Origin of the sequence: Rhizobium centroccidentale (genome assembly GCF_030182565.1) — a bacterium.
Lineage (GTDB): Bacteria > Pseudomonadota > Alphaproteobacteria > Rhizobiales > Rhizobiaceae > Rhizobium.
In genome coordinates this window covers 47,077-71,875 of sequence record NZ_JAQJCG010000007.1, presented here as the reverse complement: position 1 = coordinate 71,875, position 24,799 = coordinate 47,077, and the positions used below count along the sequence as shown (strand labels likewise).

Below are 24,799 nucleotides of genomic sequence, written 5' to 3'. Positions count from 1 at the left end.
GGCTCAGAGGCCGCCTTGTTCCTTCAGGAAATCGACGATCTTGCTGACGCCCTCGCCCCGCTTCATGTCGGAAAAGACGAAGGGGCGAGCCTGACGCATCCGGGCGGCGTCGCGATCCATCACCTCGAGATCGACCTCGACGAAAGGCGCCAGATCCTTCTTGTTGATGACGAGCAGATCCGATTTTGTGATGCCGGGGCCGCCCTTGCGCGGGATTTCCTCGCCCTGGCATACCGAGATCACGTAGATGGTGATATCGGCAAGATCGGGTGAAAAGGTTGCCGCCAGATTGTCGCCACCGGATTCGATGAAAACCACGTCGAGATCAGGAAGCCGCTCGTTCAGGGCGGCAATGGCCTGCAGATTGATCGTTGCATCCTCGCGGATCGCCGTGTGCGGGCAGCCGCCCGTTTCGACGCCGACGATGCGATCCGAAGGCAGCGCCTGCATGCGCACCAGCGCTTCCGCATCCTCGGTCGTATAGATATCGTTGGTGACGACGGCGACGGAATAGTCATCACGCATCGCCTTGCACAGCTTCTCCGTCAACGCCGTCTTGCCCGAACCGACGGGGCCGCCGATGCCGACGCGCAAGGGTCCATGTCTCGATTTCATGCTCGCAACTCCGATAAAGTGATAGCATAGCTAAGCGTCGGGCGGCCGCACAGCGGCGAATGACGTAGGCCATGCTTCGATTGCAGTATTTTTCCGATGGCGCCCATCATGACCTGAAGAGGCGCGTGCCTTGGGTCTCATGGCGCAGGCTCGCAATATCCGCGTGCACGGTCGCCGCCCCAAGATCGTCGAGGCTGGATTGGGCTGCCCGCCGCGCGACATCTGCAAAGACACCTTCCAGCCGCGCCAGAATGGCGACACCATCTTTTTGCCCGCTGACGCCGAGCCGAATGCCGGCAGATACCATCTGCGATGCCAGCGCATGCAGGAAGGCGGCAGCCGCCTTCTCGGCGGCGATGCCATGCGCACCTGCGACAGCGCCAATCGCAACCGGATAGGCTGTCCTTGCCGGGAGCATGGAAAAGATCGCATGCGGCCAGGCGGCTGCGGCCGAAAGAAAGGCATCTCCAAGCAGCATGGTCTCGTTGTGGCGCTCCTTTGAGCCGGCCAGCGCCTCGGCAAGCTCTGCGACGGCCGCAAGCCGCGGCCCATCCGCGTCAGCCCGATGCGCCTCGACCAGTAGCACTGCATCATTCCACGCGGAGCCATGCTCGATGAGCGCAGCAATCCACTCGCTGAGGCCGGTGCTGTCGCGCACCAGCCCATCGTGCACCGCACGCTCCAGACCGCCGGAATAGGCGAACGATCCCACCGGAAACGCCGGCGACAACCAGGCCATCAGCCGCAGGAGCGCCTGCAGATCGCCGTCATCCGAAACCGCATTGCCGGTCATCACGGTTCAATCATGCGAATGATTGTGATGATCGTGTCCGTGGTCATGACCATGATGATGGTCGTGGCCATGCGAATGGCTGCCATGGGAGTGATAGGCGCCGCGCGCCGGCTGGAAAGGCTCGCTGACTTCGGTCACGACAGCCCCCAACCCCTCGAGCATGGACCGGATCACATGATCGCGCAGGATCAGGATACGCTCCTCCTCGATCTGCGCGGAAAGATGGCGGTTGCCGAGATGCCAGGCGAGCTCGATCAGATACCTGCGATCACGCGGGCGGATCTCGAAAAGCTTTTCGTCTGCTGCAACGATCTCGATCAGCTCGCCATCCTCGCGCACCAGCAGATCGCCGCTGGCAAACAGCACGGGTTCCTTGAGGTCGAGCATGACCATCTCGCCATTTTCAAGATGCAGGAGCTTGCGGCGCAGATGCCTGAGATCATGCGGCAGGACGACACGATCGATTGGATTGGAGGAAGGGGTGCCGGCCGGCAGATAGGAAGTGACGCGTAGCATGACTGTTCCAGTTTAATACTTTCTCAGAGCATGCAAAATAGTCGCCTCCCGCGCAAGCATCAATGGCGCGTGAACGCTTCACATCCGCTGCACATAGCGCTGCAATTCCCTGACATCCGTCGTTGCCTCCTGTTCCTGCTCCGTGGCGCAGCGATGCCAGACCTGCGACAGACGCTCGCGCTCGTGCATGACACGGTTGCGGCCAAGCGTCTTGGCAAGATAAAGTGCCTTGTCGGCGGCAGCGTAAACGGTCTCCGTCTTGCGATCCCCGCCGATGTCGGCAATCCCGGCGGAAATGGTGATCTTCACCGATCCGCCTTCAATGGCGATCGAATGTTCGGCGATCTGCTCCTTGATCTCCTCAACGCGCGCGATACGCTCGGCCGTATCGCCGCCATGAATGATGACGCCGAATTCCTCACCGCCAAGCCGTGCAATCACGTCTTCTCCGGTGAAGGCAGCGGAAAATAGCCGCGACACCGCAACAATCACCGCATCACCGGATGCATGTCCGAAACGATCGTTGATCGCCTTGAACCGATCCAGATCGAAAATCACCAGAGAAGCGCCGTCTCCGGCCATATTCAACGCCTCGGTGAAAGCACGGCGATTGAGCAGGCCGGACAGCATATCGGTGCGGCTCAACCGCTCGAATTCGGCACGGGAGACCGCGAGCCTGTGGATGGAAAAACCTGCCAGCACCGCGAGCGCGCCGGACACGGTGCCGCCGATGATCCATGCCAGCAAAACACCAAAGCGCATCGCCTCGAAAATCGGCAGCGGCAGAAGATCAAACCATTGCATCACCAAAAGCAGCACCAGGATGATGGCAAGCGACATGATGACCGCGACGAAACTCATCTTAAGCGCGAAAATAAAAATCGCACGTCGCTGCTGAAAGTTACCGAGTTCGGCCTGCAGCGAAATCCATTGCTTCATGCGATTCACCTTCCTCAGCCCACTATTTCAATCATGTGAGATAGGGGTGAAGACGCTTCCAGGTCTTTAATGGAATGATTAAAATGCGGTGCATTTCCCAAGTTGTGAACAGCCGAAGGTACATCCACAAAATCCGGATTGCCGGCAGAAATGCGCGATGGCGGCGCCACCCTCTCATGTCATTGATATTGCTGCGCCTAGTACGCAGCATGAGAAAACCCCAGAAAAACCGGGGCTTTCATATCTGCTGATGATCGGCGTCCGAAATATCCTCAGAAAAGAAAATAGCGCTGCGCCATCGGCAGCACGGTTGCCGGCTCGCAGGTCAGAAGCTCGCCATCAGCACGCACTTCATAGGTTTCCGGGTCCACCTCGATGTGCGGCGTCAGGCTGTTGTGGATCATCGATGCCTTGGAAATGCCGCCGCGCGTGTTCCTGACGGGCAGCAGCGTCTTGGCGACACCAAGCTTGCCGGCAAGCCCGGCATCGAACGCCGCTTGCGAAACGAAGGTCACGGAGGAATTCGTCCGGTTCTTGCCATAGGCGCCGAACATCGGCCGGTAATGCATCGGCTGCGGCGTCGGGATCGAGGCATTCGGATCGCCCATCGGCGCTGCGGCGATCGAGCCGCCGATCAAGACCATTTCCGGCTTCACGCCGAAGAAGGCCGGGCTCCAGAGCACCAGATCGGCACGCTTGCCGACCTCGATCGAACCGACCTCATGGCTGACGCCGTGCGCGATTGCCGGGTTGATCGTATATTTGGCGATGTAGCGCTTCGCACGGAAATTGTCGTTGTCGCCGGTCTCCTGCGCCAGGCGGCCGCGCTGGCGCTTCATCTTGTCGGCGGTCTGCCAGGTACGGATCGCCACTTCGCCGACACGGCCCATGGCCTGGCTATCGGATGAAATGATCGAAAAGGCACCGATATCGTGGAGAATATCCTCCGCGGCGATCGTCTCCTTACGGATGCGGCTTTCCGCGAAGGCAATATCCTCAGGAATCGACGGCGACAGGTGATGGCAGACCATCAGCATATCCAGATGCTCTGCGATCGTATTAACCGTATAGGGCCGCGTCGGATTGGTCGAAGACGGGATGACGTTCGACTGGCCGCAGATCTTGATGATATCAGGCGCATGGCCACCGCCCGCGCCTTCCGTGTGGAAGGCGTGAATGGTGCGACCCTTGATGGCGCCGATCGTATCCTCCACGAAGCCGCTTTCATTCAACGTATCCGTGTGGATCATCACCTGCACATCATATTCGTCGGCAACGCTGAGGCAGCAGTCGATCGCCGCCGGCGTCGTGCCCCAATCCTCATGCAGCTTAAGCGCGCAGGCTCCGCCGAGCACCATTTCCTTCAGGGCGGCAGGCACAGACGCATTGCCCTTGGCGGACAGGCCAATATTCATCGGAAAAGCATCGAAGGATTCGATCATGCGTGCCAGATGCCATGGCCCCGGCGTGCAGGTCGTTGCCAGCGTTCCATGCGCCGGCCCCGTGCCTCCACCGAGCATGGTGGTGACGCCCGACATCAGGGCTTCCTCGATCTGCTGCGGGCAGATGAAATGGATATGGCTGTCCATGCCGCCGGCAGTGACGATCTTGCCCTCGCCGGCGATTGCTTCCGTGCCGGGTCCGACGATGATGTTGACACCGGGCTGCATGTCCGGATTGCCGGCCTTGCCGATTGCGACGATGCGGCCGTCCTTCAAGCCGATATCCGCCTTCACGATCCCCCAATGGTCGAGGATCAGCGCATTGGTGATGACGGTATCGACCGCGCCATTTGCTCTCGTCACCTGGCTCTGCCCCATGCCGTCGCGAATGACCTTGCCGCCGCCGAACTTCACCTCCTCGCCATAAGTGGTGAAATCCTTCTCCACCTCGATGAACAATTCGGTGTCGGCCAGACGCACTTTGTCGCCGACGGTCGGTCCGAACATGCTGGCATAGGCGGCGCGGGAAATCCTGTAGGGCATCAATCAATCTCCTTGGGAGGCAGAGAGGAGGTTCGTGTCGGCAAGTCGCCTCAGGCGGCCGAGGGATATGTAAGCGTCCACCAGCCGTTTTTCGGCGGCGAAGGGATGCTCTTCCCAGCCCGTGTGGCCGAAACCGGTAATGGCGATATCGTCGTCAGGATGGCGCGCCATCACCTCGGCAATCACGATCAGGCCGCTGCTCGGCACCACGTAAGAGCCGGGCTCATGTTCTGCGAGTGCAGCATCGACACCTTCGTGAATGGATTGACCGATCACGACATGTCGCTTGCCGGTTGCCTGACAGAAGGCGGTGAACTGGTCGGTATAGTCGTCACAGAAATCGTCGAGTTCCGGATGTGAGATCGCAAGCGGCGCACGCAGCGCCGCGAATTTGATCGGATCGCGCACGCTCCATATCTCGGATGCGGAAGCAACGGCGGGGCTCTTGCGCCATTCTGCCGAGCCGAGCATGGCGCGCGCCGGCCGGCCGGTGTTGCACACTGCAACGACGTCGGTCCGGCTGCCGCCGGCCCCCATCGAGCGGCAATCGTTGAAACGGATCACAAGATCGCCAGCATCGATGACAGCTGCGGCACCTGCCGCAACCTCACCATTGCCGACGATCATCACGCTACGCCTGGAACTCACTGATTGCCCTCCGGTCCATCGGCGAGATCCTTCAATTCCTTGGTGCGCTTCTTCGTCAGGTCCGCCTTGCAACCGGAGACGAGCATGGGCTCCATCGAGCCGCCCCGCGCCTGGAACCCTTGGGTCTCGCATTCGCCGTCGCGATAATCCACCCAGGCTCGCTGCGCCTTGATAAGCGCCTTTTCGGCGCCCTTCATGTCGTTGTCGAGATCCGCGTCGATGGCGACCATCGCCGCGCGCGTTTTCTTGTATTGCGCATTCAACGCCTTGTCGGCCTCACCGAATTCGAGCACAGCGCAGACGTTCATGTCCGTCTGCGTCTGTGCATTGGCGCAATCGCCCCCGGATCTGCTCACGGTTTTCTGCGCAAAAACTGGGCCGCAAACGAGAACGGCGACAAGAGCGGCAGCGGACGCAAGCAATTTCATCGACATCCCCCAGAACTAAAGCTTGCCCATGACCTGCTGACGGAAGCCGTAGACCTCGCGCTTGCCCGACAGCGGGATCAGGGTGACGGAGCGCGTCTGCCCTGGCTCGAAGCGCACGGCTGTTCCGGCGGGAATATCGAGCCGCATGCCCCTTGCCTGGTCGCGGTCGAAAGAAAGCCCGGCATTGGTCTCGGCAAAATGATAATGGCTCCCGACCTGCACCGGCCGATCGCCGGTATTGGAAACCTCAAGCGTCACGGTCGGCGCTGCGGCATTGAGTTCAATGTCGCCACCTGCGGCGATGATTTCACCTGGGATCATGGTTCTCTCCTCATGCGGCCCGGACGGGCGCGCATCCCTCAGCTTTCAGAACACGCTTGGTCGAAGCGGGATATTTGACGAGCAAGGCTGCCGGGCGGATTGGACGCCGCGCGAAGTCACCGCCACAGTTCGGGCAGACACCGTCCAGCACCGTATTGGCACAATCGGCGCAGAAGGTGCACTCGAACGTGCAGATCATCGCCTCTTCGCTATCCGGCGGTAAATTCCTGTCGCAGCATTCGCAATTGGGTCTCAGTTCCAGCATTTCAGCCTCACCGGATGGGCTCGTGGACGGTCACGAGTTTGGTGCCGTCGGGAAATGTCGCTTCGACCTGAACATCATGGATCATCTCGGCGACGCCTTCCATCACTTGATCGCGGGCGATGACATGGGCGCCAGCCTCCATCAGCTCGGCGACAGGAAGGCCGTCGCGCGCACCTTCGACCACGAAATCCGTGATCAGCGCGATGGCTTCGGGATGATTGAGCTTGACGCCACGCTCCAGCCGCCGCCGCGCCACCATCGCCGCCATGGAAATCAGCAGCTTGTCTTTTTCTCTCGGAGTGAGGTTCATCGCCTACCTATGTGATTGCTGTTTGCTCAATTTACAGGTTCCAGACTTTCGGCACAGGCGCTCCATTGCGCAAGGCGGAAATGATCGGGATGAGGATTTTTCTGAGTGCGAACCCGTCGGCAGCGACTAGGCGCACGACGAGCTTCTCGCCCCAGTGGCTGGCACCCCCCATATGGGTTTCGAGGAGGGGCCTGATTCGGCCGAGATAGGTTTCGGCCAGCGGGCCGACATAGAGCAATGTCGCGAAAGCAACCTGGCCGCTCAGAGCAGCCGCCTTGCCCGTCAATGCAGCCACATCGCCGTCCAGACGCAGCTCCTCGGCATGAACCAGCCGTCCGCCGCGGCGGATGCGCCAACGATCGCGAAACAGCCCCTGCTCCATCGCTTCGCCCATGGCTTTCCGCCCGAGCAGGATCGCCTCGACGGCAAGGAACTCGGCCGTTTCGTCAAGCTCGACATTCAATGCCCGTGAAAGCGAGGCGCGATCGAACAGGATTGTCTCCTGCGGCAGCCAATCGACCCGAGCGTCGCGACCGATCCTGATCGAGGTTTCAACCTCGGCCGTACCCATCGAAGCCTTGTAGATTTTCTCGCAAGCCTGTGTCGTTACATCGATGCGCGTGCCCGGCCCGGCAACGACACTCCAATCCATCCGGTCGCCGCCGGTGAGACCGCCGGCGGTGTTGATGATGACCGCCTCCATCGAATGATCGAAGGTTTCCGGCAGCCTGATCTTGGCCGCCCCTTCCTGGAAGAGCTCGGCAAGACGCGTGCGGCCGCCAAGCGACTTCGCCGCAAGATGGCCGCGACCCCGCGCCCGCTGCGGTCTCGTGCCTGCCGCCATCATTGCCATCAGCCTCTCCACGCATCACATCATTCCAAAGCCGACCATTGAAGCCCGGCAAGGAATAAATGCAAGCAATTCCTGTGCCTTATGCGATCTCCCGCGATATTGGCCTGCAACTAGCCACATCAGCTGCATTTTCCGTCAAATGCCGAAAAGAAAGGCAGTAAATTTCAAATGGGTCGAACAGGTATCGGAAACAGGTCTACAGAAAGCTCCGCCCGCGAAGCGCATCTATCCCTTCACTGCCGAAAAGAAGAGGAAGCGCGGCTTGGTCGTCAGGCTCTGGTATGCCTCCGGGAAAAGGCTGCTGACCTTGGGATCCGGCTGCGGCTCGCTCACGAGATCGATCCGAAATCCAGCTGATTTCAGCGCATCAAACATGGCATGGAGCGGCCGGTGCCAAAATCGCATGGTGATGTCCTTGCCGCCTCGGTGCCACGTCTCGCTGAAGTTATAGGTCTCGAAATAGTTTTCTCCGCTGGCCGGATCATGATCCATGAACGGATGATGCGTTGAAAAAATCAGGCGGCCGCCATCGGACAAGACACGCCTGAATTCCGAAAGAGGGCGTGACCAATCGTGCAGATAATGCATGACCAAGGAGGCCATGACCAAATCGAAAGCGCCGTCTTCGAAAGGCAATCGCTCGTTCAAATCGGCCAGCAACAAATGTGCCCGTCCTTCTAGGCGGCACCGCGCGATTTCGAGCAAGCCCGCGCTCGCATCGACGCCGGTCAGGGCCGCTCCCCGATCGACGAGGGCTGCGGCATGAGCCTCGCCTCCGCAACCCGCATCGAGAACCCGAAGTCCGGCAACGTCACCGGCGAGCGAGAGAATTGCAGGTCGCTCGTAATAAGCATTCCAGGCATTGTTCTCATTGTCGGCCTGATAGGCGGCTGCGAACGCATCATAGTCATTCTCAGACACTGTTCCTCCTTGCCGGAAAACGGCTCACATGATGGCACTTCAAGTGGTTGACGCCGCCACCTCATGGACGCGCCGCCTATCCGGCAACGACGTATCGCAGTCTGGGTTTCTGTATTTCTGCCTAGACCACGCGGTCCGGCGGCTCTCTCCCGGCAAAGAAGGCAGTGATATTATCGACGACTTTCATGCCCATGGCCGTGCGCGTCTCTTCCGTGGCGCTGCCGAGATGCGGCAGAAGCACGACATTCTCCATGTCCCGCAGCCGTTCGGGAACATGTGGCTCCGCTTCATAGACATCGAGACCGGCGCCGCGGATCGTTCCCCCCTCCAATGCCGATATCAGCGCCGCCTCGTCGACCACATCGCCCCTTGCCGTGTTGATCAGGAAGGCCTCTGGTTTCATGGCTGCAAGGCGAGCCGCATTCATCAGATGGCGGTTCTCGGCACCGCCCGGGCAGTGCAGCGAGACGAAGTCGGAGACTTCCAGAACATCCTCGACGGTCTGCAATTGCATGGCGCCATAGCGCGAAGCTTCCATCGGATCTATTGCCGAGCGATTATAGAAGACGACATCCATGCCGAAGCCGAAATGACAGCGCTGCGCGAAGGCACGACCGATACGGCCGAAGCCTATGATGCCGACAGTCTTGCCCGTCACCTTGGTGCCGACGAGATGCGTCGGCCGCCAGCCGGTCCAGGCGCCGGCTCTGACCTCCCGCTCGCCTTCGCCGCCGCGTCGGGCAACGGAAAGGAGCAGCAGCATGGCAATATCAGCCGTGCAATCCGTCAGCACGCCCGGCGTGTTGGTGACGGCTATGCCTTTTTCCTTGGCCGCGGCGATATCGATGTGGCTGAAGCCGACACCGAAATTACCGAGGATCTTTGAGCGGATCGCTCCCTCGAAAAGCGCGGCCGGAAGCTTGTCGGAAACGGTCGGCAGGACGGCGTCATAGGTGAGCAGCGCCTCGCGCAGCTGCCCCGCATCGAGTGCTGCGTCATCCCTGTTCAAAGTGGTGTCGAAACGCTCCGAAAGTACCGCCTCAACCGCCGATGGCCAGCGCCGCGTCACGAGAATACGGGGTCTGCTCATGCTGTGATCCTCCTGCCGATATCAGGCAGATTTAAAGCAGCCTCGGCATGAAGGAAATGGCGAACCGATATCGCGGATGTGAAAAAGCCCGGCCGATGGCCGGGCTCCCTAATCTTGACTATGCCGGAAAACCGGCGTCGCAAAGCTTACTTCGAAATTTCGGCGTAGTTGTACTTGCCGTCGGAACCCTTGGACCACTTGTACATAACGTAGTCCGGACGGGTGATGTCGCCCTTGGCGTTGAAGCCGAGGTCGCCGATAGCGGTCTTGAACGGACCCTTTGCCTTCAGCGCATCGGCAACAGCCATCGGATCGTTGGAACCGGCAGCCTTGGCGGCGGCAGCGATAACCTGCAGAGCCGAGTAGGAGTAGAGCGTGTAGCCTTCCGGCTCGTAGCCGGCGGCGCGGAACTTGGCGACGAGATCGGCGGAAGCCGGGTTCTTGCGCGGATCCGGTGCGAAGGTCATCAGCGTGCCGTCGACGGCGTCGCCGGCGATCGATGCCAGCTCGTTCGAGACGATACCGTCACCCGACATGAAGTGAGCCTTCACGCCCTGGTCGGCCATCTGGCGCATGATGAGGCCAGCTTCCGTGTGCAGACCGCCGTAATAGACGAAGTCGACACCAGCCTGCTTCATCTTGGCGATGAGGGCCGAATAGTCCTTGTCGCCGGGGGTGATGCCTTCATAAAGAACTTCCGTCACGCCAGCGGCATTGAGGTTCTTCTTGGTCTCGTCAGCCAGGCCCTGACCATAAGGGGTCTTGTCATGAACGACGGCAACCTTGGCGCCCTTGAAATTATCGGCGATGTACTTGCCGGCAACTTCACCCTGCTGGTCGTCACGGCCGCAAGTACGGAACGTGTTCCACAGGCCGCGTTCGGTGAACTTCGGGTTCGTCGAAGCCGGCGTGATCTGCAGAATACCGTTTTCGGCGTAGACTTCCGAAGCCGGAATGGAAACGCCCGAGTTGAAGTGACCGACCACGAACTTCACGCCGTCAGCAACGAACTTGTTGGCGACCGAAACACCCTGCTTGGCATCGGAGACGTCGTCGCCGAGTTCGATCTTGATCTTTTCGCCATTGATACCGCCGGCCGCATTGATGTCTGCAGCTGCTTGCTCTGCACCCTTCTGAAGCTGCGCGCCAAACGCAGCATTCGGGCCCGTCAACGGACCACCGACGCCAACGATAATGTCGGCCTTCGCAACGCCGCCGAAAGCGATCATCGCCGACAAAGCCACCGCCGACAGAAGATACTTCTTCATATTATTACTCCCAATTTTTAAGCGGGTTCCGTTTGATCTGCCCTGCGCGATACCCACCAATCATCACGCCGGTAACGCTTGCATTCCGAACTCTGGAAGCATGACCCCTGCCCGTTCCCGTCTGTTTTTATGGGCTGGGTGACGCTCTTGGTTGTACGCAGACTGTGCCTAGTTTAGGCGCACTGTCAATTCTTCTTCTTCCAGGAAAAGGCCGAGGTCTTTTCATAAAGCCAGTAATAATTATTCACCATCTGATCGGTACGTCGATACCGGTATCCCGCCGTCGCAAAAACAAGCAGAAGCGCGACATCGATGATGTAGATGGTGACGTCGAAAACCGGGCCATTGAACAGCGCATGGTGCAGAAACTGCAGGCCAAGGCCGATCAGAAAGCTGTAGATAACGACAAGCGGATAGGTTTCCCAGCTGGAGGCAACGGCGCGGCCAGCGCGCCATGCGGTCCAGAAACCGAGAATGACGATAACAGCGCGGATGACCATGCGGCCGCCGGTATCGGTGTCGAAGAGAAGTCCCTGCATCTCAAATTCTCCGCGAAACGAAACTCAATGGTGACCGCCTTCAAGATAGGCGGCGCGCACCTCCGGATTGGCGAGCAGTTCCTTGCCGGAACCGCTCATCGTCACCCGGCCATTGACCATCACATAGGCGCGGTCGGAAAGCTTGAGTGCCGCAAAAGCATTCTGCTCGACGAGGAACACGGTCAGCCCCTGGGTCTGGTTCAGGACCTTGATCGCCTCGAAGATGCCCTTGACGATCAGCGGCGCCAGGCCAAGCGACGGCTCGTCGAGGAGCAGCAGCTTGGGACGCGCCATCAGCGCGCGGCCGATCGACAACATCTGCTGCTCGCCGCCCGAAAGCGTTCCGCCGCGCTGCGACTGGCGCTCCTTCAGGCGCGGGAAGAGCGTGAAGATCTTCTCGACGTCCTCGTTGAAATATTTGAGCTTGTCGAGACTCGCGCCCATCTGGAGGTTTTCATAGACGGTCATGCGCGGAAAGATGCGCCGACCCTCGGGCGACTGCGCGATGCGAAGCCGCGCGATCTCATGCGTCGGCATGCGCGTGATATCGCGACCGTCGAAGGTGACCGAACCGGTGCGCGCCTGCGGGCTGCCGCAGATCGTCATCATCAGCGTCGATTTGCCGGCGCCGTTGGCGCCGATCAGGCTGACGATCTCGCCGCTGTTGACTTCGATATCGACGCCGGCAAGAGCGCGGATATTGCCGTAATAGGTTTCGACACCCGCAACTTTGAGAAGTGGTTGCCCCGCCATCAATGTTCACCCTCTTGGAGGTGCTCGACTTCGGCAATCACCTCTTCCACTTCCTCATCCTCGACGCCGAGATAGGCGGCGATCACGCGAGGATCATTCTTGACCTCATCCGGCGTGCCATCGGCGATCTTCTGCCCATATTCGAGCACGATGACATGGTCGGAAATTTCCATGACCACGGACATGTCGTGTTCGATCAGCAGGATGGATGTGCCGGTGTCCTTGCGGATACTGCGAAGGAATTCGTTGAGGACCAGAGACTCGCGAGGATTGAGACCGGCAGCCGGCTCGTCCAGGCAAAGCAGTTCCGGCCCCGTGCACATGGCGCGCGCGATTTCCAAGCGGCGTTGCGCGCCGTAAGGAAGATCGCCTGCAGGATCGTCGGCGCGATCGATGAGATCGGCCTTTTCGAGCCAGAAGCGCGCCAATTCGATCGCATTCTTGGCCTCGGAACGATAGCGACCGATGCCGAGCAGGCCGAGGATCGTGTAGCCGGAGGCACGCATTAGCTTGTTGTGCTGCGCCACCAGCAGGTTTTCGAGCACCGTAAGGCCCGAAAACAGGCGGATATTCTGGAAGGTACGCGCCACCTTGGCTTCGCGCGTGATCCGAAAATCCGGCAGCCGTTCCAGGAGATACTCCTTGCCGCTCTTCTGCTGTAGCGTAAGCATGCCCATCGTCGGCTTGTAGAAGCCGGTGATGCAGTTGAACACGGTGGTCTTGCCGGCGCCGTTCGGCCCGATCAGCGCGGTGATATCGCCACGCTTGGCCTCGAACGAGAAGTCGTTGATGGCCATCAGGCCGCCGAACTTCATCGACAGGTGATCGACCTTCAAGAGGACGTCGCTGGGGTTTGCGGTCACAGCGTTCATCAGCCGTGGCCCTCCTTGGTAAAGCTGCCTGAAACCGCTTTTCGCTCCTTGAGGAAAGCGGTCGGCTCGCGCGTGCCGACAAAGCCGCGCGGCTTGAAGATCATCACCACTACCATGGCAAGACCGAAGATCAGCATGCGGTAGAGTTCCGGTGTGAAGTCCGGTCCGAAACCGGGAATGATCGTCGTATCGCCGAAGACCAGCCCGGTCTTGAGGAAGCTCATGTTGCGCAGCAATTCGGTGCCGCCAATCATGGCGATCGCGGCAATCGCGATGCCCTTCAGCGACCCCATGCCGCCGAGGACGACGATCGCGAGGATCACAGCGGATTCGAGGAACACGAAGGATTCCGGCGAGACGAAGCCCTGACGCGCCGCGAAGAAGGAGCCGGCAAAGCCGCCGAACATGGCTCCGGTGGCAAAAGCCGTCAGCTTCGTGGTCACCGTATTGATGCCGAGCGAACGGCAGGCGATTTCATCCTCACGCAACGCTTCCCACGCACGTCCGATCGGCATGCGGCGCAGCCTGATGGTGACATAGGCAGTCAGCATGCAGAGCAGCAGGATCACGTAGAACAGGAAAACCTTATACCAGGCCGACGAGATCGGCAGACCGAAACTGCGGACGAAGTTGTGCGGGTCCTTCATATCGAAGGTATACAGGCCAAAAAGCGATGCCTTGGTGATGTTGGAGATGCCGAAGCTTCCCTGCGTCACGTCGGTCCAGTTGGTCAGCACGATGCGGATGATTTCACCGAAGGCAAGCGTGACGATGGCCAGATAGTCGCCCCGCAGACGCAGCACCGGAAAGCCCAGAATCATGCCCCAAAGCGCGGCAAGAATGCCCGACAACGGCAGCAGCAGCCAGAAGGACAGGCCGAAATGCGTCGACAGCAGAGCATAGGAATAGGCGCCGACCGCATAGAAGGCGACATATCCCAAGTCGAGCAGACCGGCAAGGCCAACGACGATATTCAGACCCCAGGCAAGCATCACATAGATGAGGATCTGAATGCCGAAATTGTCGACATAGGTCAGCGCGCCTTGCGGCCCAAGGATTGCCACCGCCGCCAGCGGATAGATCAGCAGAAGCACAAGGGCAATCGTGTTGAAATGCTTGGAGACGAAGCTTGGCTCGCCCTCCACCTGCACGACCTTGGCCCTGGCTGCCTTTCGCGCCGCCAGATACGGCTGGACGAAGACCGTCATGATGAAGCGGCCGACAGCGGCGATCGCGACAATGGTTGCCAGAAGGCCCCAGCGCTGCACGATGATCAGCTTGTTGTCCATATTCTGATCGGTCTTGAGACCGATATAGAGGACGAACATGCCGAAGGCGATGATCGCAGTCCAGAAGGCGTCCGTAATCCCTTTCTGGACAAGGCCGGGCGCGGTCTTGCCTGCAACGAAGTTTGAATTTGCCATGGCGTTATACCTTTTCGACTTCCGGCCGACCGAGAATACCCGTCGGCTTGAAGATCAGCACGTAGGCAAGGATGCCGTAAGTGGCGACATCCTTATACGCGATGGGAAAATTGCCAGACCAGAACGACTCGATGAAGCCGATCATCAGGCCGCCGAGAACAGCACCTGGAAGCGAGCCGATGCCGCCCAGGACCGCCGCCGTGAAAGCCTTGACACCAGGCACGAAACCGTCCGTGAAGTTGGCGACACCATAATACATCAGATACATCGTGCCGGCGACAGCAGCGAGAGCGGCACCCATGATGAAGGTGATGGAGATGGTGCGGTCGACATTGATGCCGAGCAGTGCCGCCATCTTGCGATCCTGTTCGGTCGCCCGCTGAGCACGCCCAAGCGCCGTCTTGTTGACGATATACCAGAAGGCGACGAGCAGCACCACGGTGACGATGAAGACGATGATCTGCTTCAGCGACAGCGAGACGCCGCCGAAGTTGTAGACATCACCCACCAGTGTCGGGATCGGCTTGTTGCGCGGCCCCTGTGCGACCTGGATGAAGTTCGACAGAACGATCGACATGCCGATCGCCGTGATCAGCGGCGCGAGGCGGAACGAACCGCGCAGCGGCCGATAAGCCACCCGCTCGATCACCCAGTTCCACAGGCTCGTCATCAGCATGGCGACGATCAGCATGACGAGCAGCATGATCGCGACCGGCAGGCCGGCGAAGAGCGAAACGAGAACCAGATAGGTGATGAGAGCGGCAAAGCCGCCAAGCATGAAAACATCACCGTGGGCAAAATTGATCATGCCGATGATGCCGTAAACCATGGTGTAACCAATGGCGATCAGGCCGTAGATCGACCCGAGAGTCAGCCCGTTTAAGAGCTGCTGGATAAAATAATCCATATATCATTTCCCCTGGATGCGGCGTCATACGACCACATCTCTTATTACTTTTTTAGGTTCCTTCTAGAGGCCTATGGCCGCGATTCCATACTGGTTTCGAAGGAAATGTGAAGCCAAAAAGGCGAGAAATTGACAAATTCTTTTCAAATCGCCGTGCGCTGATGCGAATCCGACCAAAAATGGCACGAAAGCGGCAGGCCATGGCTCAAAATTAGCCAAAACCGTCAAGCGACGCCTGCACTCTGAAGAGCTCTTGTCAGAGGCGGGCCTCGTCAGGCCCGCCATGATGGTCGTTTGAACCGCGACGTTACGCCCGCATCCTGGCACCATCCGCATCGAACAGCGGCTCGGCCTGCAGCCTTGCCGGCAAGAGCTCACCGAGCAGTTCGATCGACCAACCCTGCGCCTCGTCGGCGATTCCCTTCGGCACGTAGCCCACAGCGACGGAAAGACCGGAAGCATGAGCGTAGCCACCTGACGTCACCCAGCCACAGACCGCACCGTTGTGATAGATCGGCTCATCGCCGATGACATCGGCATCCCTAGCCGAGAGGATGAAGGTCCGCAGGCGCAGCGTGCCGCCCTCCGCCTTTTCCTTGGCGGCCGCCGCTTTGCCGATGAAATCGGCCTCCTTGGACAGCGCCACGAATCGGTTGAGGCCGGCCTCGAACGGCCCGTAGAGGGGCCGGTATTCGCGCGCCCAGCTGCCATAGGATTTGTCGAGGCGCAGCGCGTTCAGCGCCCTCAGGCCGAAGAGACGAATGCCGAATTCGGCGCCCTCCTCCATCAACCGATCAAAAATGTAACGCTGATATTCCGGCTTCATCCAGATTTCATAGCCGAGATCACCCGTATAGGAGACGCGGCCGACGATCGCAGGCGCCATGCCGATATCCATGCGGCGGATCGACATGAAGGGGAAGGCGGCGGTCGAGAGATCCTGATGGGTCAGCTTCTGCAGCAACTTGCGGGCATTCGGGCCAGCGATCGAAAGGCCGAGGAGCGAAAGCCCGAGTGCCTGGAGCTCGACGGAGCCGTCCTTCGGCAACAGGCTTTCGAACCAGCGCATATGATAGGCTTCGGCGATGCCGGAGCCGATGAGGAGGAAATCTCCCTCGCCCAGCTTTGCGAGCGTGAAATCGCCGATCAGCTTGCCGTCATGCTTCAACATCGGCGCCAGCGTCATGCGACCCACGGCCGGGATACGGCAGGTCAGTAACCTGTCGAGGAAGGCTTCAGCGCCCAGTCCCTTGACCGAATACTTGGCAAAGCCCGATGTTTCCATCAGACCGACGCTCTCACGCGCTGCCTTGGCTTCGGCGCCAACAACATCGAAGTCGTTGGAGCGACGCCAGGAGAATTGATCGACCTCCCCTTTCGGCGCGAACCACAGGGCTTGCTCGAGACCATAATAGGCGCCGAATACGCCGCCAGCTTCCTTCAGTCTGTCGTAGATCGGCGTCGTCAGCAGCGGACGAGCGGCCGTCAGCTCCTCATTCGGATAGCGGATCGAGAAGCGGCGGGCATAGTTTTCGCGCACCTTGGCATTGGTATAGGCGAGCGTGGCGTAGTCGCCATAGCGGGAAACATCCATGGCAAAGACATCGAAGCCCGGATCGCCGTAGATCATCCAGTTGGCGAGCGCGAGACCCACACCGCCGCCCTGGCTGAAGCCGGCCATGACGGCACAGGCCGACCAATAGTTCCTCAAGCCGCGCACCGGGCCGACGAGCGGATTACCATCGGGCGAGAAGGTGAAGGGACCGTTGATGATCTTCTTGATGCCGGCATTGTTGAAGGCCGGGAAATGGCGGAAGCCGACTTCCAGTTCCGGCGTGATGCGCTCGATATCCTCGGCCAGCAGTTCGTGACCGAAATCCCAGGGCGTCGTCAGCGGCGACCATGGACGGCAGGCCTTTTCATAGGTGCCCATCAGCATGCCCTGCCGCTCCTGGCGCAGATAGATCTCGCCGTCGAAGTCGACGCAGTGCATCAGCTCCTTGCCCGTGGTCTTGTTGAAGTCGATGACTTCGGGCATGTCCTCGGTGATGAGATACATGTGCTCCATCGCAAGCACCGGCAGCTCCAGCCCAACCATGCGGCCGACTTCGCGCGCCCAGAGGCCGGCGGCGTTGACGACATGCTCGGCGATGATCTCACCCTGATTGGTGATGACGCGCCAGGAACCATCCTCGCGCTGCACCAGCTCTTCGACCTTGGTATGCAGATAGATTTCCGCTCCGTTCTTCTTGGCGGAGCGGGCATAGGCATGCGTGGTACCATAGGGATCGAGATGACCTTCGACGGGATCGTAAAGAGCGCCGACGAACTGATCGGGATCGAGGAGCGGCATCATCTCATGCGCTTCCTTCGGCGTCAGCAGCGTCGCTTCAAGGCCATTGTAGCGGCCCTTGGCGAGAATGGATTTCAGCCAGTCGAAGCGCTGCGGGGTGGCCGCCAGCATCAGCCCGGAAGTCAGGTGCAGCCCGATATCCTGGCCCGAATACTCTTCGATCTCCTTGTAGAGCTCGACCGTATATTTCTGCAGCTTGGCAACGTTCGGATCGCCGTTGATCGTATGCATGCCGCCTGCCGCATGCCAGGTCGAGCCGGATGTAAGCTCGGAGCGTTCGAGCAACACCACATCCGTCCAGCCGAATTTCGTCAGGTGATAGAGCACCGAACATCCGACGACACCGCCACCGATGACGACGACCTTGGCATGGCTTTTCATTGGGAATCCCCTGTTTTCGGCGCGAAGCCGCCGGGTGTCTTCCCGCGCGACCGGCCTTATTTGAGAGGAAACCTAGAGACTATCCGATAGGCCAAATAGCCCGAACTGCGAAACCGATATGTCTGTTTGCGCCATCGCAATTGTTCGGATCGCGCCATCCGCTATGGGCAGCGCAAGCCGGCTGGCAAGTCATTGGACATCGGCAACATAGGGATTCTCAATCGGCGAAACCGGCCGTGAGCGCAAACTCCCGCCCCATCTCCATGATCTCTTCGAAGACGCTGCCGGCATAGGAACGCGGCACGATGATTTCGAAGTGATCGGGACCGGTGCGGGCAACATTCGCGCTGACATGGCAGCACAGCATGTTGGCAGACTGCCCCTCAGCAAAGACTTGCGGATGCAGATCGACAGCCACGCATTTGGCAAGAACACGGCGGACGCTAGGGCCGGAAATGCGCAGCAGCACGCGGCCGTCGCTTTGCTCGAAGAAAGAGGCCCGGGCGGGATCGAGCGTGAAGAGATCCCGCGCAACGCTATCGGCACCAAGCGCGTCCGACACAACGAACCATTCCCTCGGCCCGACATCGCGAACCGATACATCCTTCAGCGCCTTGAGGCTCGCCAAAACGCTATCCCGCTCCCCGGCCTTCGCGAGCACTGAGAAGATCGCCGGCCGGCGCACGACGGCGAGATGATTCGGATTTGCGGCAGCCTCGAAACCGGAAATATGATCTTCCAGCACATGCCTGTTCTGAAACGCAACGCTCATCGATCTCTTACCCCAGAAGCTTCTTGTTGTCGGGATCGATGAAGACGGGGCTGCAGACCTCTGCTGCCACTTCCTCACCCCGCAATCCATCCCAGACGACCACGCGCTCGCCGATGCGCTCCCGGCCCGACTTCAGGAAAGCGAGCGCAATGGAATGACCGAGCATCGGCGAGAAGCACGCCGAGGAGACATGCCCTTGATCGTTCACGGTCGAAGGCCTCGCGCCCTCCTTCAAAATATGCGCTCCGGCGAGAATTTCCTTGGCCGTATCGATCGGCTTCAGACCCACAAGCTGGCCGCGGTCGGCGGCGGTCAGACCAAAGCGGGTGGACAGCCGCTTGCCGATGAAATCCGGCTTCTGCGTCGACATCATGCGGCCAAGCCCGACATCGTCAGGCGTGGTGCGGCCATCGAGTTCGTTATGGGTGACGTGCCCCTTCTCGATACGCAGCACGTTGAGCGCTTCGACGCCATAGGGGCAGATACCATGCGCCTTGCCGGCTTCCATAACGGCGTCGGCGACCGCCTCGCCGTAGCCGGCCGGGACCGCGAGTTCATAGGCGAGTTCGCCCGAGAAGGAGATGCGGAACAGACGCGCCCTGAGGCCGCCCTTCAGCATCACTTCGGCAGCGGCAAGGAACGGGAAGAACGCGTCCGAAATATCGTCCTCGACAATCTGCTCCAGCACCAGCCGCGCCTTCGGGCCGGCAATCGCCATCTGCGCCCACTGGTCGGACGAGGACACGAAACGAACGTCGAGATGCGGCCAGAGCGTCTGCGCTGCGAATTCCATATGCGCCATCACCTCGCCGGCCATCGCCGTCGTGGTCGTCATGAAAAAGTGGTCGGGCGTCAGCCGGCTGGTCGTGCCGTCATCGAAGACCATGCCGTCCTCGCGCAACATGAGGCCGTAGCGGGCTTTGCCGATCGGCAGCTTCAGGAAGGCGTTGGAATAGACCCGGTTGAGAAACTCCGCCGCATCCTTGCCGAAAATCTCGATCTTGCCGAGCGTCGACACGTCGCAGATGCCGACATTGTTGCGGACGTTCAAAACCTCGCGGTCCACGCTGTCGCGCCAGCCCTTCTCGCCCGGCCGGGCAAACCAGGACGAACGATACCAGAGGCCGGCCTCGACAAAGCTGGCGCCGTTCTTCTTCGCCCACCCATGCAGCGGCGATTCCCGAACCGGCTGCGCATGCTTGTCGCGCGCGGTTCCCGCCAGCGCGCCGAAGGACACCGGTGTATAGAACGGCCTGAATGTCGTCGTGCCGACGGCGGCCGGGCTGACGCCGCGCATGCCGGCAATAATGCCGGCGGCGTTGACATTGCCGAGCTTGCCCTGATCCGTCGCCATGCCGCTCGTCGTATAGCGCTTGGCATGTTCCACATGGCCGAAACCTTCACGCAGCGCGAGGCCCAGATCCTTGCTATGGACGTCGTTCTGGAAATCGACGAATGCCTTGTCCTTCGCGCCCGGTACATGCCAGATCGCCGCGAAGGACGGATCATATTCGCCTTCGACCTCAAGCAAATCTTCCGCATGAGCCGTGCGGCCCAGGCTTTCGATGACTACCCGCGCCTTCTGCGCGCCATCGGTAAGGCAGCCGGAGACGCTCTCGATGCCCGCAGCCGAACCGGCGATTTCCAGCTCGCCGCCGACGATCGGCGCCACGAAGGCCTGCTTCTCGTCCGACCAGACCGGCTTGGCGCCCCGCTGGCAGGCAAGATGGATAATCGGTGACCAGCCGCCCGACATGGCCAACGCATCGCAGGCAATCAGCTCATCGAGCCCGCCGCGATCGGCGATGAGACCGCTGATGCGATACTTTCCCTTGGTCGCATGGACGGTCGCTCCATGGACCACGCGAACGCCCTGAGGGGCCGCATCGGCCGATGCAGCGCGCGTGTCGAGAATGGCCGAAATCTCGACGCCCACAGCGGCGAGGTCAGCCGCGGTTCGATAGCCCGAGCCGCCATTGGTGAAGACCGCCACCTTCTGCCCGGCAACGACGCCATAGCGATTGAGATAGCTGCGCACGGCGCCAGCCATCATCACGCCGGGACGATCATTACCGCCAAACACCAGTGGCCGCTCTTCGGCGCCTGAGGCTAGAATGGCGCGCTTGGCGGCAATGCGCCAGAGACGCTCGACCGGCAGATCGGGCGATGGCATCGCCACATGTTTCTGCACCTTCTCGACGGCGCCGAAAACATTGCCGTCATACCAGCCGAACACGGTCGTGCGCGGCATCAGGGTCACGTTCTCGAAGCTTTGCAATTCCTCCAGCGTTGCCTGCACAAAAACATCAGCGGAAGCGGCGCCGATCGTCAGCTTTTCCGACAATAGCGAGCCGCCGAGGCGGAACCCTTCATCCGCCAGTACGACACGCAAGCCGGTGCGAGCGGCGGTCAGAGCGGCCATCAGGCCTGCCGGACCGGAACCGATAACAAGCAGGTCGCAATGCGCCCAGGCTTTCTCGTAGCGGTCCGGATCGGCTTGCATGCCCGCCTTGCCGAGACCGGCGGCGCGCCGGATGATCGGCTCATAGACCTTCTCCCAGAAGGCAGCCGGCCACATGAAGGTTTTGTAGTAGAAGCCGGCTCCGAGGAAGGGCGAGAGCAAGCTGTTGACCGAGCCGAAATCGTGCTTCAGCGACGGCCAGCGGTTCTGGCTTACAGCCGCCATGCCCTGATAGAGCTCGGCGACAGTGGCGCGCGTATTCGGCTCGGTGCGCCCATCCTTGCCGATGGTGACGAGCGCGTTGGGCTCGGCCGAGCCGGCCGTGAGGATACCGCGCGGCCGGTGATATTTGAAGCTGCGGCCAACCAGCAGCTGGTCGTTGGCAAGCAGAGCGGCGGCGAGCGTATCGCCTTCCAGGCCCTTCATTTCCTTGCCGTCGAACTGGAAGGACAGGGGGCGGCTGCGATTGACGAGGCCGCCGGTCGACAGACGATAGGCCGTCATCGCGCCGCCTCCTTCGCCTTGTCCTCGGCATCGGTAACGGAAAAGACCTCATGGGTGACATTGCTGCGGTCGACGACCAGCCAGCGGCGGCATCCGGCGCTATGGTGCCAATATTCCTCAATCCGGCCGCGCTCGTTGTCGCGGATGAAGACATAACGGTTCCAGTCCTCATCCGGCGCCGTCGGCGCCGGGCGGGCAACAGACGCGCCGCGAATAGAGAATTCTTCCTTGGGTCGCACGCCGCAATGCGGGCAGTTGATCAAGCTTGCCATTGGTATTGTGCCCTCAATGCAGGTTCGGCTGCGGACCCTTGCCGCCTTCGTCGATCGCAAAGCCGCGCTCGAAGCGGTCAAGACGCAGAAGGCGGCTGACATCGTGGCTTTCACCCTTGGCAATCAGATGCGCGAAGCAGAAGCCCGAGGCCGGCGTCGCTTTGAAGCCGCCATAGTTCCAGCCGCAGTTCAGATAAAGATTTTCGATGGGCGTGCGATCGATGATCGGCGAGCCGTCCATGCTCATATCCATGACGCCGCCCCAGGTGCGCAGCACCCGCACGCGCGACAGGCCGGGAATGAGTGACATCCCCTCCTCCATCGTATGCTCGACGGTCGCAAGATTGCCGCGTTGCGCATAGGAGCTGTAGTAATCGATATCGGCGCCGAAGACCAAGCCGCCCTTGTCCGACTGGGATATATAGAAGTGTCCCGCGCCATAGGTGATGACATTGTCGATAACAGGCTTCAGCCCTTCGGAAACGAAAGCCTGCAGCACATGCGTTTCGATCGGCAATTCCAGATCGGCCATCTTGCCGAGGATCGATGTATGGCCGGCGGCGGCAAGCGCCAGCTTGTTGCAGCCGATGAAGCCGCGATTGGTCTCGACCCCCGTCACAGCACCGCCCTCGTCGCGGCGGATTCCGAGCACTTCGCATTGCTGGATCAGATCGACGCCGCGGCTGTCGGCGCCGCGCGCATAACCCCAGGCGACCGCATCGTGCCGCGCCGTGCCGCCGCGCCGCTGCAGGAGGCCACCGAGGATGGGAAAGCGGGCATGGTCGAAATTCAGATAGGGCATCATCCGACGAACCTGCTCGCGGTTCAGAAGCTCCGCATCGACACCGTGCATGCGCATGGCATTGCCGCGCCGGGCATAGGCATCGCGCTGCCCATCGGAATGAAACAGATTGACGATGCCACGCTGGGACACCATGGCATTATAATTGAAATCCTGCTCCAGCCCTTCCCAGAGCTTCATCGAGAACTCGTAGAAAGGCTCGTTGCCGGGCAACAGATAATTGGAACGGATGATCGTGGTGTTGCGGCCGACATTGCCCGAGCCGATGTAGCTCTTTTCCAGCACTGCGACATTGGTAATGCCGAATTCCTTGGCGAGATAATAGGCCGTTGCCAGGCCATGCCCGCCGCCGCCGACGATGATCACGTCATAATGTGGTTTCGGCTCCGGCGTCCGCCACACCGGCTGCCAATGGCGATTGCCTGAAAACGCCTGTTTTAGAAGCTGATAAGCCGAATAACGCATGCATTCATCCTGATCATTACCCGGCCGCACATTCGCATATGCAATAAAAACGACAAGTCCCGAAAGAGCGAAAAAGCTTCGCAAACAGAACACGATCTTTTCCGAATGCGCAGTGACGGACAGTGTTTGCTCTCGGAAGAATACCTCGCCGACCTGCCGAAAAGCCCACCCGTTCGGAAGCCATGCCGAGCGCTGTTGCTAAACCTTTGCTCAGGCGTTAAGGCGAAGGAAGCCGGGCATCGGAAATCTAAACTTCGCAATCGCAACTTCTTATATATAATGTCCGGAGAGTTCAGGCGCGGACGGCGCGCGGAAGACGAAGAAGCAGATGCTTGCAACATTCGAAAAGGCGGCGCTCGAAGCAGGAAAGGCCATCCTGGAGGTCTATCGTGCCGGCTATTCGGTTGCCTTGAAACAGGACATGAGCCCCGTCACGCTGGCCGACGAACGCGCTGAACATATCATTCTCAGGTACCTCGAGCGCGACTTTCCCCATATCCCGGCCATTGCCGAAGAGCAGGTTTCAGCCGGCAAGATTCCGGATGTGCACGGCCGCGCCTTCTTTCTGGTCGACCCGCTCGACGGCACCCGAGAATTCATCGAGCATCGGGATGAGTTCACCGTCAACATCGCCTATATCGAGGACGGCATCCCCGTGATCGGTATCGTCTACGCACCGGCGCTCGGCGTCGCCTTTACCGGCGAGCCCGGTAGGGCACGCAAGCTGATGGTGGACAAGTATTTTGCCATTACCAGCCGCGTCAATATTGCAGTGCGTGAACCTCCGGCCAAGCTGACGGCGCTTGCCAGCCGCTGCAACAGCAATGCGAAAACCGAAGGCTTTCTCACCGACAATGCGGTTTCCGGCTGCACGTCGATCGGTTCGTCGCTGAAATTCTGCCTGCTCGCCGAGGGCAAAGCAGATGTTTATCCGCGTTTCGGCCGTACCATGGAATGGGATACGGCGGCCGGCGATGCGGTCCTGCGGGCGGCGGGCGGCAAGACGGTTACCATCGAGGGTAGCCTTCTGACCTATGGCAAGACCGACCAGAGCGCGGATGCCGACTTTGCCAATCCGCACTTTATCTGCTGGGGCGGACAGAAGCACGGCGTGTCGGCGTAAGTTTATTTTTGCAAGGAAAAAACAATTCTTGCACCTGCTCCCGAGCCTGAGAGCAGCATACGAGCTTCTGCGATTTCGGCTCGGAAGCGTAAGTTTTTACTGACGAAAAATCATAGAATGATTGCGATTTACCCTGAAATAACAGGGGCTTTCGGGTGATTTGCTCAGGCAGGACATACGCAAATCAGCCCTCCGCCACATTGATTAAAATTATTAGCA

Annotated in this window: 25 protein-coding genes; 1 reads left to right on the top strand and 24 read right to left on the bottom strand. The window is 60.1% G+C overall.

The window, feature by feature from the left end:
• Positions 1 to 3: 3 nt before the first annotated feature.
• The 24 genes from ureG to PH562_RS11500 form a co-directional block, all read right to left on the bottom strand.
• Positions 4 to 615 carry an urease accessory protein UreG gene (gene ureG, locus PH562_RS11615; RefSeq protein ID WP_285173138.1) on the bottom strand — a complete coding sequence of 204 codons (612 nt, stop codon included), beginning with the start codon at positions 613 to 615 and terminating at the stop codon, positions 4 to 6.
• 106 nt (positions 616 to 721) lie between these two features.
• Complete coding sequence (locus tag PH562_RS11610) at positions 722 to 1,408, bottom strand: urease accessory protein UreF (RefSeq protein ID WP_285173136.1); 687 nt, start codon at positions 1,406 to 1,408, stop codon at positions 722 to 724.
• A 6-nt stretch (positions 1,409 to 1,414) separates the two neighbouring features.
• Positions 1,415 to 1,924, bottom strand: coding sequence for an urease accessory protein UreE (gene ureE, locus PH562_RS11605; protein WP_285173134.1), 510 nt, complete (start codon positions 1,922 to 1,924; stop codon positions 1,415 to 1,417).
• A gap of 78 nt (positions 1,925 to 2,002) precedes the next feature.
• Complete coding sequence (locus PH562_RS11600) at positions 2,003 to 2,863, bottom strand: GGDEF domain-containing protein (RefSeq protein WP_285173127.1); 861 nt, start codon at positions 2,861 to 2,863, stop codon at positions 2,003 to 2,005.
• 272 nt (positions 2,864 to 3,135) lie between these two features.
• A complete protein-coding gene (gene ureC, locus PH562_RS11595; protein WP_285173125.1) occupies positions 3,136 to 4,848 on the bottom strand; it encodes an urease subunit alpha in 1,713 nt (570 codons plus the stop codon).
• A 3-nt stretch (positions 4,849 to 4,851) separates the two neighbouring features.
• Entirely contained in the window at positions 4,852 to 5,475 is a 624-nt protein-coding gene (locus PH562_RS11590) for a Urease operon accessory protein (protein WP_285173328.1), read from the bottom strand.
• Positions 5,476 to 5,492: 17 nt separating this feature from the next.
• Complete coding sequence (locus PH562_RS11585; RefSeq protein WP_483315340.1) at positions 5,493 to 5,924, bottom strand: lysozyme inhibitor LprI family protein; 432 nt, start codon at positions 5,922 to 5,924, stop codon at positions 5,493 to 5,495.
• A 15-nt stretch (positions 5,925 to 5,939) separates the two neighbouring features.
• Positions 5,940 to 6,245, bottom strand: a complete 306-nt coding sequence (locus tag PH562_RS11580) for an urease subunit beta (RefSeq protein ID WP_285173120.1) — start codon at positions 6,243 to 6,245, stop codon at positions 5,940 to 5,942.
• A gap of 10 nt (positions 6,246 to 6,255) precedes the next feature.
• Positions 6,256 to 6,510, bottom strand: a complete 255-nt coding sequence (locus PH562_RS11575) for a DUF1272 domain-containing protein (RefSeq protein WP_285173113.1) — start codon at positions 6,508 to 6,510, stop codon at positions 6,256 to 6,258.
• A 7-nt stretch (positions 6,511 to 6,517) separates the two neighbouring features.
• Positions 6,518 to 6,820: an urease subunit gamma gene (locus PH562_RS11570; RefSeq protein WP_113229970.1), complete on the bottom strand. Its 303-nt coding sequence runs from the start codon at positions 6,818 to 6,820 to the stop codon at positions 6,518 to 6,520.
• Between the two features lie 31 nt (positions 6,821 to 6,851).
• Entirely contained in the window at positions 6,852 to 7,673 is an 822-nt protein-coding gene (locus tag PH562_RS11565; RefSeq protein WP_285173109.1) for an urease accessory protein UreD, read from the bottom strand.
• Positions 7,674 to 7,898: 225 nt separating this feature from the next.
• Complete coding sequence (locus tag PH562_RS11560; RefSeq protein ID WP_285173107.1) at positions 7,899 to 8,594, bottom strand: class I SAM-dependent methyltransferase; 696 nt, start codon at positions 8,592 to 8,594, stop codon at positions 7,899 to 7,901.
• Between the two features lie 121 nt (positions 8,595 to 8,715).
• Complete coding sequence (locus tag PH562_RS11555; protein ID WP_285173104.1) at positions 8,716 to 9,684, bottom strand: 2-hydroxyacid dehydrogenase; 969 nt, start codon at positions 9,682 to 9,684, stop codon at positions 8,716 to 8,718.
• Positions 9,685 to 9,830: 146 nt separating this feature from the next.
• Positions 9,831 to 10,952 carry a branched-chain amino acid ABC transporter substrate-binding protein gene (locus PH562_RS11550; RefSeq protein ID WP_095435602.1) on the bottom strand — a complete coding sequence of 374 codons (1,122 nt, stop codon included), beginning with the start codon at positions 10,950 to 10,952 and terminating at the stop codon, positions 9,831 to 9,833.
• 185 nt (positions 10,953 to 11,137) lie between these two features.
• Positions 11,138 to 11,491, bottom strand: a complete 354-nt coding sequence (locus PH562_RS11545; RefSeq protein WP_113229966.1) for a DUF6867 family protein — start codon at positions 11,489 to 11,491, stop codon at positions 11,138 to 11,140.
• Between the two features lie 24 nt (positions 11,492 to 11,515).
• The gene (locus tag PH562_RS11540; protein WP_069611708.1) at positions 11,516 to 12,244 is read right to left on the bottom strand and encodes an ABC transporter ATP-binding protein; all 729 of its coding nucleotides are present in this window, start codon (positions 12,242 to 12,244) and stop codon (positions 11,516 to 11,518) included.
• A complete protein-coding gene (locus tag PH562_RS11535; protein ID WP_285173097.1) occupies positions 12,244 to 13,116 on the bottom strand; it encodes an ABC transporter ATP-binding protein in 873 nt (290 codons plus the stop codon). The genes PH562_RS11540 and PH562_RS11535 overlap by 1 nt, the downstream gene beginning before the upstream one ends.
• Positions 13,116 to 14,540 (bottom strand): high-affinity branched-chain amino acid ABC transporter permease LivM, encoded by a 1,425-nt coding sequence (gene livM, locus PH562_RS11530; RefSeq protein ID WP_113229965.1) that lies wholly within the window; start codon positions 14,538 to 14,540, stop codon positions 13,116 to 13,118. The genes PH562_RS11535 and livM overlap by 1 nt, the downstream gene beginning before the upstream one ends.
• Positions 14,541 to 14,544: 4 nt before the next feature.
• On the bottom strand, positions 14,545 to 15,447 hold the full coding sequence (locus PH562_RS11525; RefSeq protein ID WP_095435606.1) for a branched-chain amino acid ABC transporter permease: 903 nt from the start codon (positions 15,445 to 15,447) through the stop codon (positions 14,545 to 14,547).
• Between the two features lie 307 nt (positions 15,448 to 15,754).
• A complete protein-coding gene (locus tag PH562_RS11520; protein WP_285173093.1) occupies positions 15,755 to 18,181 on the bottom strand; it encodes a GcvT family protein in 2,427 nt (808 codons plus the stop codon).
• A 217-nt stretch (positions 18,182 to 18,398) separates the two neighbouring features.
• Complete coding sequence (locus PH562_RS11515; RefSeq protein WP_285173092.1) at positions 18,399 to 18,953, bottom strand: sarcosine oxidase subunit gamma; 555 nt, start codon at positions 18,951 to 18,953, stop codon at positions 18,399 to 18,401.
• Positions 18,954 to 18,960: 7 nt separating this feature from the next.
• Positions 18,961 to 21,918 (bottom strand): sarcosine oxidase subunit alpha family protein, encoded by a 2,958-nt coding sequence (locus PH562_RS11510; protein WP_285173091.1) that lies wholly within the window; start codon positions 21,916 to 21,918, stop codon positions 18,961 to 18,963.
• Complete coding sequence (locus PH562_RS11505) at positions 21,915 to 22,190, bottom strand: sarcosine oxidase subunit delta (protein WP_285173090.1); 276 nt, start codon at positions 22,188 to 22,190, stop codon at positions 21,915 to 21,917. The genes PH562_RS11510 and PH562_RS11505 overlap by 4 nt, the downstream gene beginning before the upstream one ends.
• Positions 22,191 to 22,203: 13 nt before the next feature.
• Positions 22,204 to 23,457 (bottom strand): sarcosine oxidase subunit beta family protein, encoded by a 1,254-nt coding sequence (locus PH562_RS11500; protein WP_285173089.1) that lies wholly within the window; start codon positions 23,455 to 23,457, stop codon positions 22,204 to 22,206.
• Positions 23,458 to 23,785: 328 nt separating this feature from the next.
• Here PH562_RS11500 and cysQ point away from each other — a divergent pair, with 328 nt between their 5' ends.
• Positions 23,786 to 24,580 carry a 3'(2'),5'-bisphosphate nucleotidase CysQ gene (cysQ, locus tag PH562_RS11495; RefSeq protein ID WP_113229960.1) on the top strand — a complete coding sequence of 265 codons (795 nt, stop codon included), beginning with the start codon at positions 23,786 to 23,788 and terminating at the stop codon, positions 24,578 to 24,580.
• The last annotated feature ends 219 nt before the right edge of the window (positions 24,581 to 24,799 follow it).

Bases quoted from the DNA above. Each gene is read 5' to 3' on its own strand.
- ureG (WP_285173138.1), bottom strand. From the start codon at position 615: ATGAAATCGAGACATGGACCCTTGCGCGTCGGCATCGGCGGCCCCGTC.
- PH562_RS11610 (WP_285173136.1), bottom strand. From the start codon at position 1,408: ATGACCGGCAATGCGGTTTCGGATGACGGCGATCTGCAGGCGCTCCTG.
- ureE (WP_285173134.1), bottom strand. From the start codon at position 1,924: ATGCTACGCGTCACTTCCTATCTGCCGGCCGGCACCCCTTCCTCCAAT.
- PH562_RS11600 (WP_285173127.1), bottom strand. From the start codon at position 2,863: ATGAAGCAATGGATTTCGCTGCAGGCCGAACTCGGTAACTTTCAGCAG.
- ureC (WP_285173125.1), bottom strand. From the start codon at position 4,848: ATGCCCTACAGGATTTCCCGCGCCGCCTATGCCAGCATGTTCGGACCG.
- PH562_RS11590 (WP_285173328.1), bottom strand. From the start codon at position 5,475: ATGATCGTCGGCAATGGTGAGGTTGCGGCAGGTGCCGCAGCTGTCATC.
- PH562_RS11585 (WP_483315340.1), bottom strand. From the start codon at position 5,924: ATGAAATTGCTTGCGTCCGCTGCCGCTCTTGTCGCCGTTCTCGTTTGC.
- PH562_RS11580 (WP_285173120.1), bottom strand. From the start codon at position 6,245: ATGATCCCAGGTGAAATCATCGCCGCAGGTGGCGACATTGAACTCAAT.
- PH562_RS11575 (WP_285173113.1), bottom strand. From the start codon at position 6,510: ATGCTGGAACTGAGACCCAATTGCGAATGCTGCGACAGGAATTTACCG.
- PH562_RS11570 (WP_113229970.1), bottom strand. From the start codon at position 6,820: ATGAACCTCACTCCGAGAGAAAAAGACAAGCTGCTGATTTCCATGGCG.
- PH562_RS11565 (WP_285173109.1), bottom strand. From the start codon at position 7,673: ATGGCAATGATGGCGGCAGGCACGAGACCGCAGCGGGCGCGGGGTCGC.
- PH562_RS11555 (WP_285173104.1), bottom strand. From the start codon at position 9,684: ATGAGCAGACCCCGTATTCTCGTGACGCGGCGCTGGCCATCGGCGGTT.
- PH562_RS11550 (WP_095435602.1), bottom strand. From the start codon at position 10,952: ATGAAGAAGTATCTTCTGTCGGCGGTGGCTTTGTCGGCGATGATCGCT.
- PH562_RS11545 (WP_113229966.1), bottom strand. From the start codon at position 11,491: ATGCAGGGACTTCTCTTCGACACCGATACCGGCGGCCGCATGGTCATC.
- PH562_RS11540 (WP_069611708.1), bottom strand. From the start codon at position 12,244: ATGGCGGGGCAACCACTTCTCAAAGTTGCGGGTGTCGAAACCTATTAC.
- PH562_RS11535 (WP_285173097.1), bottom strand. From the start codon at position 13,116: ATGAACGCTGTGACCGCAAACCCCAGCGACGTCCTCTTGAAGGTCGAT.
- livM (WP_113229965.1), bottom strand. From the start codon at position 14,540: ATGGCAAATTCAAACTTCGTTGCAGGCAAGACCGCGCCCGGCCTTGTC.
- PH562_RS11525 (WP_095435606.1), bottom strand. From the start codon at position 15,447: ATGGATTATTTTATCCAGCAGCTCTTAAACGGGCTGACTCTCGGGTCG.
- PH562_RS11520 (WP_285173093.1), bottom strand. From the start codon at position 18,181: ATGAAAAGCCATGCCAAGGTCGTCGTCATCGGTGGCGGTGTCGTCGGA.
- PH562_RS11515 (WP_285173092.1), bottom strand. From the start codon at position 18,953: ATGAGCGTTGCGTTTCAGAACAGGCATGTGCTGGAAGATCATATTTCC.
- PH562_RS11510 (WP_285173091.1), bottom strand. From the start codon at position 21,918: ATGACGGCCTATCGTCTGTCGACCGGCGGCCTCGTCAATCGCAGCCGC.
- PH562_RS11505 (WP_285173090.1), bottom strand. From the start codon at position 22,190: ATGGCAAGCTTGATCAACTGCCCGCATTGCGGCGTGCGACCCAAGGAA.
- PH562_RS11500 (WP_285173089.1), bottom strand. From the start codon at position 23,457: ATGCGTTATTCGGCTTATCAGCTTCTAAAACAGGCGTTTTCAGGCAAT.
- cysQ (WP_113229960.1), top strand. From the start codon at position 23,786: ATGCTTGCAACATTCGAAAAGGCGGCGCTCGAAGCAGGAAAGGCCATC.